Genomic DNA, 9,512 nt, shown 5'->3' with positions numbered 1-9,512 from the left:
TTTGAAAATTTATTTTGTAAATAAAAGCTTTCAAAGAGCAGAAAATATTTTAGAAATTAAAATGCAAAACGATGGTGATGGAAAAAATAATTATTTATTGAAAAACAGCACTTTGCTTTTAAGAATAAATTCCAAAAATAAATATAAAACCAAATACCTGTATGATTCAAAAATTACTTTTGTTCGTTCGTTCTTTATTTCTAAAATTTAATTCTTCTTCTTCAGAAAGGTCTTTTATCCCAAGTTTAAAATTACTTTGTGCGACGATGTTTTTTGTTGTAACATATTCTAATGCGACAAATTACTATTCTAAATCCACTGGAAATCTTAATTTGCTAGGTTCATGGGGAATAAGTACTGATGGTAGTGGTACTGCACCGGGAAATTTTACAACAGCTAATAATGTTTTCTATATTCAAAATCGTACTACAGCTACAATTAATGCAAATTGGACGGTATCAGGAACCAATTCAAAAATCATTTTAGGAGATGGAACTACTTGTAATTTTACAGTTGGAAGTAATTATCTTTTGAATGCCAAAATGGATATTTCTGCTAACGCAACCCTTACATTGACAACTACTGCTAATACTGCCGTTACATTTGGAACTTTAGCAAATACTAGTACAGTTAATTTTGCAGAGAATGGTAATCAGCCAGTCATTACAGCTTCTTATGGCAATCTTATTATTTCAGGTAGCGGGAATAAAACAGTATCGGGAAATATTACAGTTAATAATGATTTCACGTTAACAGCGGGTACTTTTGTTTTAAATAATGGTTCTAGTTTTGTATTTACAATTTTAGGTGATTATACCCAAACAGGTGGCGTTCTTGATTTTAATGCAGGAGCATCAGGTACCAGCACTATTAATTTAGCTGGAAATTTAACGGATACAGCAGGAGCAAATTCTATTACAACTGGTGGAAGTGCTGTTAACGGAATTATAACATTTAATGGTACAGGAATTCAGACTTTAAACATACCAACGGCTGGTTCTGCTGTTTGGGCAAAGTATATTGTTAATGTAGGAAGTACATTAAAATTAGCGTCAAATTTTAGCTTAAGCCAAAGTTCAGCTGCTGGTTATGTTGGGGATCTTAATGTAAATGGTACCATTGATTTTGGATCTTTTCAAATTTCCCAGTCTGGAGGAACTGGAGGTTTTGCTACTTTAAGCATCAATTCAGGAGCTAATTTAATTACGGCTAACACTAATGGACTGAATGGATCTGTTTCATCAACAAATTTAACGTCGACTTTCAGTTCTGCGGCTAATTATACTTTTAATGGTACATCTGCTCAGGTTACAGGAACATCATTACCAGTTACTGTTAACAATCTTTCAATTGCAAATACAGTCGGAGTTACATTGAGCAAGGCAACAATTATTACTAATGATTTTTCATTAGCATCGGGAGCAATAGCTAATTTAAATACGTTTACACATAGTGCTAAGACGTTAACCGTTAATGGAAATGGTCAGAATGCTGGATCTTGGGGAAGTACAGTTTCATCAGCAACTAATAAAAGTGCAGCTTATTTTGGTACTACTGCTTCAGGAATTCTTAATGCAACTACTGCAGCGTGTACTGCAGGATACTGGACTGGTGCTGCAAGTACAGATTGGAATACAGCTTCAAACTGGTGTGGAAATGTAGTTCCTACAAATTCAACTAATGTAATTATACCAGCAGGAACTCCCAACATGCCTACTATCACTACGGGTACAACGGCAGTTGTCAATAATTTAACTATAAATGCTTCCGCTACTTTAACATTAGCAAATAGTGCAACCAGTTTATTAAATATTAGCGGAAACTTTGTAAATAGTGGAACTTTTACTGCAGGTGCAGCAAGTACTATTAGTTTTATAGGAGGAACTCAAAGTGTTGCAGGAGTTACTTACAGCAACGTAACACTTTCTGGAGGTACTAAAACATTTACAGGAAATACAATAATAACAAATAATTTAATTGTTAATTCAGGAGCAATTATAAATTTAAATGCAATAACAACACATACAGCGGGAACTTTAACGCTTAATGGCTCAGGTCCTTTAACAAGTACTTGGGGAGCTTCAGGTTCTGGTGCTGCAAATACTAATGATACTTATTTTACGGGTTCAGGAAGAATCACGATAAATGGTACACCTGCTTATCCGGCAATAGATAAAAATTTTGCTTCTTATTCAAATGGTGTTTATGGCAAAGTAGCAAATTCGTATGCTGAAAACGCTAGTCCTCTTTTTAGTGCTCCTAATGGGACTGTTTTTATAAATGTCGATTTTGCGAGTTACGGATTACCTTCAGGTTTACCAGCACCTTTTACTTTAGGAACATGTGATGCCTTTAATAGCCGAACAGTAGCAACGACTTTTCTTGGAAACACAAGTGCAACTATTCCCGCAACAAATGCTGTTTTTGGAGATCCTTGTTATAGTACAGTTAAAAAGCTGAGTATTCAGGCTACTTATACAGAACCAATTTGTAATAATACGAGTCCTGGTTTAATTACCGGATCAAATCCTACAGGTGGAAATGGTACATATAGTTTTTCATGGTCAGTAAGTACATCAGATGCAATATCTGGTTATACAGCTGCGCCGGGAGTTAATAATGCCAAAGATTATACTCCGGGTTTACTTACTACTACTACATGGTATAAAAGAACTGTAACTTCTGGCATGTACACTAGTGAAACAATCGTTATTGTTCCAGTAAATCAAATACCTGTGGCACCAACTACAATAACGGCACCGGTTTCTATCTGTGCCGGCAATCCAACTACTCTAACAGTTAGTGGAGGAAATAAAGGAGGAAACGGTGGTTATGCACAATGGTTTTCAGATTCTTGCGGAGGAACATTAGTTGGAGAAGGAGATAGTGTAACTTTGACACCTACAGCAAATACAACATATTATGTTCGATATAAAAATGGTTGTAATGCAACAACTTGTATTTCAACAACGGTAACAGCAACTGTTTCTGCAACTGTTGCAGCTTCTGCGACTGATGTATGTAAAAAATCAACAATTCAGGCGACACCACTAACTTATAGCGCTGCTACAGGAACTCCAAACAGATATAGTATTGTATGGAGCAATACTCCAACAAATTCTTTTGTTAATGTTACAGATCTTGCTATTACTAACCCAATTTCTATCTCAGTACCTGCAAATACTGCAGCAGGAACTTATACAGGAACTATTAGCTTTAAAAATGCGAGTAACTGTTCTAGTTTTGGAACTACTTTTACAGTAACAGTAAATGATTTACCAACAGCTCCTGCTATAACAACAGTTCAGCCAACTTGTTCTGTAAATACAGGAACCATTACAATTACAGCGCCAACAGGAACCGGAACAACTTATAGTATTAACGGATCAACTTATACAAATACTACAGGAATATTTGCAGGACTTGCAGCAGGACCTTACAATGTTACGGCTAAAAATAGTTCTGGATGTACATCACCAATAACAGTAGTAAATATTAATGCTGCAACAGTTAAAACATGGACTGGCGCAGTAGATACAAAATGGAATTTAGCCGGAAACTGGAGTCCAAGCGGAATTCCAACAGCTTCTGAATGTGTAGTAATTCCAAATGTTACCAAACAACCTATTATATCAGGAACTGGAATAAATGGTGTTGCGCAAGCACTTACGATAAATGCTAATGCTTCACTATCAGTTTTTAGCGATAACACTTTAACCGTTACAAACGAAATAACTGTAGATCCTATAGGATCTTTAGTATTTGAAAATCACTCAAGTTTGCTTCAGTTAAATAACAGTCCTACCATTAATACAGGTAGTATTACATACAAACGTATAACGGCACAAATTCGAGTAGCCGATTTTACGTACTGGTCAACACCGGTAAGTCCTCAAACATTACTGGGCGTTTCTCCTTTAACTTTATTCGATAAGTATTTTGGATTTGATGGAGATAATTGGGTTGGAACAAATTCAAGCACAATAATGACAGTTGGTAAAGGATATATTATTCGTGGTCCGCAAAGCTATTCAAGAACAGTAAAAGCAGATTATGAAGCTTCATTTAGTGGAGTTCCAAACAACGGAGATCTTTCCGGAGAAACATTGCTGGCAAATAAGTCTTACTTAATAGGGAATCCTTATCCATCAGCTTTAGATGCTGCGAAATTTTTAGCGGCAAACACATTCCTAAATGGAACTCTTTATTTCTGGACCCATAATACGGCAGTAGTTTTTGCACCTGGCTACATATACAATTCAGCTGATTATGCTGCTTATAATCTTACCGGAGGAATAGGAACTTATGCAGCACCAACGGGTAGCATACCAGGAAATAATCCTGCATTACCATCTGGTAAAATAGCTGCTGGTCAATCATTTTTTGCTAGTACGGGCGCATCAGGAGGAACCGTGACTTTTAATAATTCAATGCGTTCCGGAGCGGTAGATAATACACAATTCTTTAAACCGGGAACAACATCAAAAGGAACAGAGGCAAATCGCGTATGGTTAAATATAACCAATGAAGGCGGAGCATTTAAACAACTGCTTATTGGTTATGTTGATGGAGCCACAAATGATTTTGATAATAATTATGATGGTTTAACTTTTGATGGTAATGAGTACATTGATTTTTATAGCGTAAGTAACGACAATAATTATGTAATTCAGGGACGTGCATTACCATTTTCAGATGCTGATATTATTCCTTTAGGTTATCGTACAGCAATTGAAGGTGATTTTACTATTGCAATAGATGGAACTGATGGAAGTTTAAGCAATCAAAATATTTACCTTGAAGATAAAACAACTGGGAAAATACACGATTTAACAGCTGGTAATTATACTTTTAAAACCGCGATAGGAACTTTTACAGATCGTTTCGTATTGCGTTATACAAACAAAACATTAGGAATTGGAGATGTAGAAAATCCAGATAATAATCTTTTAGTTTCGGTTAAAGACAAAGTTATCAAAGTAACTTCTACAAAAGAAAGTATCAAACAAGTTACTATTTTTGATATAACAGGAAAACTTCTTTATGACAAAAATAAAGTTGGAACAACCGAATTGCAATTACAAAATTTACCATTTAGCAATCAGGTTTTATTAGTAAAAGTTATTCTTGAAAATGATTCAGCTACAACTAAAAAAATAATATTTAAGTAAAAGATCAAACTGCTTATTATAAAATCCATTCCGTTATGCGGAATGGATTTTTTTTTGGACAAGATTTAAAACTATGAACAAACAAGGTATTTGCGAAGTTGAAAGAAAAACACTATAATTGCAGTTAATTCTTACAATTAAAATTAATAGTTGTAATTCAATCTTCTTAATTTTGATTAGAAAATACATTCTCGCATTTATATTACTTTCTTTATTTACCGAAATTCAGGCACAACAAGGGAAATTAGATATCACTTTTAATACCATTGATAACGGATTAAACGGTGATGGTTTCGACAAAACAGTTCGGACTTTATCCTTACAACCAGATGATAAACTCATCGTTGGCGGTGAATACCTAAATCTTAACGGAATCCCAACTTCTTATTTGACTCGGTTAAAACCTGACGGAACAATCGACGATGGTTTTAATGTGGGAACAGGTTTAAATGGTAAAGTTTACACTTCGTATATTCAAAGAGATGGAAAAATAATCGTTGCAGGAAGTTTCACTTCTTATAACGGGAATAATTCCGGAAGACTTATTCGGTTAAACCAAGATGGATCTCAGGATACAACATTCAATACTTCGATAGGAGCAACTAACGGAATTATCTACAAAGTTTGTCCTCAGCCTGATGGCAAAATTATAATCGTGGGAAGTTTTACTAAATACAATAATGTTACAGTAAACAGAATTGCCAGAATTCTGCCAAACGGAGCTTTAGATACTTCTTTTAATACGGGTTCTGGTGCCGCTTTGAACATTACAGATGTTGGGATTTTATTAGATAATAAAATTTTAATCTCAGGAAATTTTATTTCATTTAATGGATTTGTGGCAAATAAAATCGCTCGTTTATTTCCAAATGGGAACATTGATACCAGTTTTAATAGTGGTTCAGGTTTTAATGAAGATGTAAATACCATGATTTTACAACCCGATGGAAAAATTATATTAGGCGGAAAATTTACAGATTATAACGGAATCATTGCCAATAGAATTATCAGGCTTAATGAAGATGCGACAATTGACCAAAACTTTTTATCAGGATCAGGTTTAAACATCGATGCTGTTCAGGTTATTAAAACAGATCCTTTCGGGAATATTATGGTTGGAGGATCATTCAAAGGCTTTTATAATGGAAGTGAAGTTAACCGAATGTTTCTTTTAAATTCAAACGGAACCCTAAAACCAAATTTTGATATAGGTTCAGGACCTGCGTCGGCATCTGTTTTTGCTTTTGCAAATGCTCCTGATGGATCTTGGTACATCGCAGGTTCATTTTTAGTTTTTGATGGACAAAATCAAGGTAAATTAGCCAAAGTTGATGCGCAAGGCGAACACGACACATCATATTTAGCCGCCGGAGTTGGTTTTGATAATGTAGTTCACAAAATTGTATCATTAGAAGATAAAAAAACGATAGTATTGGGCAATTTCACAAAATTCAATACTCTTTTTGCACCAAGAATAGTGCGGCTTTTAGAAAATGGTTTATCCGATGAAACTTTTAATTCAGGACAACCCGGATTTAATAATCTTGTAAAAACCGCAGTTTTACAATCAGACGGAAAGATAATTTTAGGAGGAAATTTTACAAAATATAATGATATCATTTCTAATCGCATTGTCAGAATTTCTTCTGATGGCGCAATTGATAACACATTCAATATAGGTACAGGATTTAAAACTCAGGTTTATGCAATATCAATGCAGGATGAAAAAGTAATTGTTGCGGGAAATTTTACAACTTATAATGATTTACCAGCCGGAAGAATAGTGAGATTGTTAGAAAACGGCACACGTGATCCCGGTTTTAATACAGGTCTTGGCGCTGATGCAATAATCGAAACAATCGTGGTTCAGTCAGACGGAAAAATTCTTGTAGGCGGAAGATTTAATATTTTTAATGGACAATCGTTTTCTCGTTTAGTCCGTTTAAATTATGACGGAAGTATTGATTCAGGTTTTAATATTGGAACTGGTTTTGACAAATTTATTTACACAATAGCATTACAATCTGATAATAAAATAATCATTGGCGGAACATTTTTAAGTTACAACGGAATTTCTCAAAAACGTATTTTAAGATTAAATCCTAACGGAACTTTAGATACCACTTTTGATGCCGGTTCAGGATTTAGTAATGGCGATGTTTTAAGTCTTTTAATTCAGCCCGATGATCGAATTTTAGTCGGTGGAACTTTTTCAGGAACCTATAAAACCCATTCATCCTTACGATTGATTCGTTTGCAAAAGTCAGGAGATTATGATGTTGCTTTTCAGGCAGATTTAAATGGAAAACTGAATACAATGAGTTTTACATCAGATCACAGATTAATGATTGGTGGAGATTTTAATTCAGTTTCAGGACTTTCAAAACATAGAATTGCACGCCTTAAACTTTGTCTGGATTCTACAATTTGGAATGGTATTTCCTGGTCAAACGGTTTTCCGTCAGGCGGAAAAGAATTGACTTTCAAAGCCGATTATCCCAATTTAATTTCAGCAAATGTTTGTAGTTGTACAATTGAAAACGGGAAAATCGTAACACTTTCAAGTGCCAATACTTTAGCATTAGAATTTGATTATTCAGGATTGGGAACATTAATTTTAGAAGATTCAGCCAGTTTATATCAGTCAGATGATGAAATGGTAAACACCGGCATTGTACATGTAAAAAGAAAATCTTCGCCTATTTTAAAATTCGATTTTACATATTGGTCGTCTCCGGTTCAGGATCAAAAATTGATAGATGTTTCTCCAGATACATTGTGGGATAAATATTTTTCGTTCGATTATCAATCGGGAAATTGGAAAGATGAAAATTCTTCGAATAAGATGACGCCAGGAAAAGGTTATATTATTCGTGGACCACAAGATTTTTCTACAACCGTTCCTTCACAATTTGAAGCAACATTTAAAGGAATTCCCAATAACGGAAAAATTGATATAGATGTAGGAATGGATACTTCTAATTTAATTGGCAATCCATATCCATCAGCTATAAGTGCTGATTTATTTTTGTTGGGGAATAAATTGAACTTAAAAGGCGCGCTCTATTTCTGGACACATAATACGCCATATAATTTTAGTGAATATTCGTCAAATGACTATGCAGTTTATAATTTATTGGGCGGTGTAGGAACCAGAAGTTCGGTTTCTGCGGGAATTAATGAAACTATTCCTGATGGAACAATTGCTTCCGGACAAGCTTTTTTTGTGGAAAGTAAAAATTCCGGCAATGCCGAATTTAATAATAGTATGCGAATAAAAAACAAAAATTCAAGTTTTTTCAAACCCTCAAAAAATGCCAAATCGAAGAATATAAATCAAATTGAAAAACATCGTATCTGGTTGAACTTTGAAAACAAACAAGGTGCTTTCAAACAAATTTTATTTGGATATATCCAAGGAGCAACAAATTTATACGATGAAAACTATGATGCCCAATCCTTTAATGGAAATCAATATGTAGATTTTTATAGCATTACCGATCATAAAAATCTCGTAATTCAGGGACGTGCTTTACCATTTATAAATACAGATGTAGTTCCGTTAGGATATCAGACTAAAATTGCGGGAGAATTTATAATATCAATTGATAACATTGATGGTAATATGAGTAATCAACCAATTTATATTGAAGATAAAACAACCGGAATTAGTCATAATTTGCAAAATAATAATTATACGTTTACCACAATTGCAGGAACTTTTGAAGATAGATTCATTATAAAATATACTGATAAAACATTAGAAACAAAAGATTTTGAAAATCTCGAAAACGGAATTTTAGTTTCTGTTAAAAATAAAGTAATCAACATAAAATCATCAAAAGAAAACATAAAAGAAGTTACTGTTTTTGACATCACAGGAAAACTGCTTTACAATAAAAAGAAACTAAATACTACCGAATTACAAATTCAAAACTTGCCAGTGAATAATCAGGTTTTATTAGTGAATGTAACTTTAGAAAATGATTTTAAGGCGAAGAGAAAAATTTTATTTTAGAAATTACACAATAATAGTTTAGTCCATAACGGACATTTTTAAACTTGTTTGTTTTTTACCAATATTAAACTCCTAGAGTATAACTTTATTTTTTATTAAATGTATCTCGTAGAGATTATATATTGGTAAAAAAAATAGTGCTATATATCACTCCGCTGGAGTTTTTAGAGTCCCAGAGGGACGTAATATTTATAGAAATTTATAGATGACGAGATATAACCCCATCGGGGTGAAATATAAAATAAAGAAACGTAAAAGATGTCGCTCCGCTGGAGCTTTATAAACGTTATAATTAATTGGCTATAAGTATAACACTCCCCTGG

Annotated in this window: 3 protein-coding genes; all 3 read left to right on the top strand. The window is 33.8% G+C overall.

The annotated features are described in order from the left end of the window. A partial coding sequence (locus ACHZDT_RS16375) for a hypothetical protein (protein ID WP_394775697.1) occupies nt 1-211 on the top strand: 211 nt, incomplete at its 5' end. A gap of 55 nt (nt 212-266) precedes the next feature. Further along, entirely contained in the window at nt 267-5,171 is a 4,905-nt protein-coding gene (locus ACHZDT_RS16370; RefSeq protein ID WP_394775696.1) for a T9SS sorting signal type C domain-containing protein, read from the top strand. Nucleotides 5,172-5,343: 172 nt separating this feature from the next. Continuing rightward, entirely contained in the window at nt 5,344-9,189 is a 3,846-nt protein-coding gene (locus ACHZDT_RS16365) for a T9SS sorting signal type C domain-containing protein (RefSeq protein ID WP_394775695.1), read from the top strand. Nucleotides 9,190-9,512: the final 323 nt, after the last annotated feature.

The sequence above is a fragment of the Flavobacterium sp. genome (assembly GCF_043722275.1).
Classification (GTDB): domain Bacteria; phylum Bacteroidota; class Bacteroidia; order Flavobacteriales; family Flavobacteriaceae; genus Flavobacterium.
This window is presented reverse-complemented; position numbering and strand designations above follow the sequence as displayed.

Excerpts from the sequence above, each read along its gene's own strand:
- ACHZDT_RS16370 (WP_394775696.1), top strand. The coding sequence starts at position 267 with ATGTTTTTTGTTGTAACATATTCTAATGCGACAAATTACTATTCTAAA.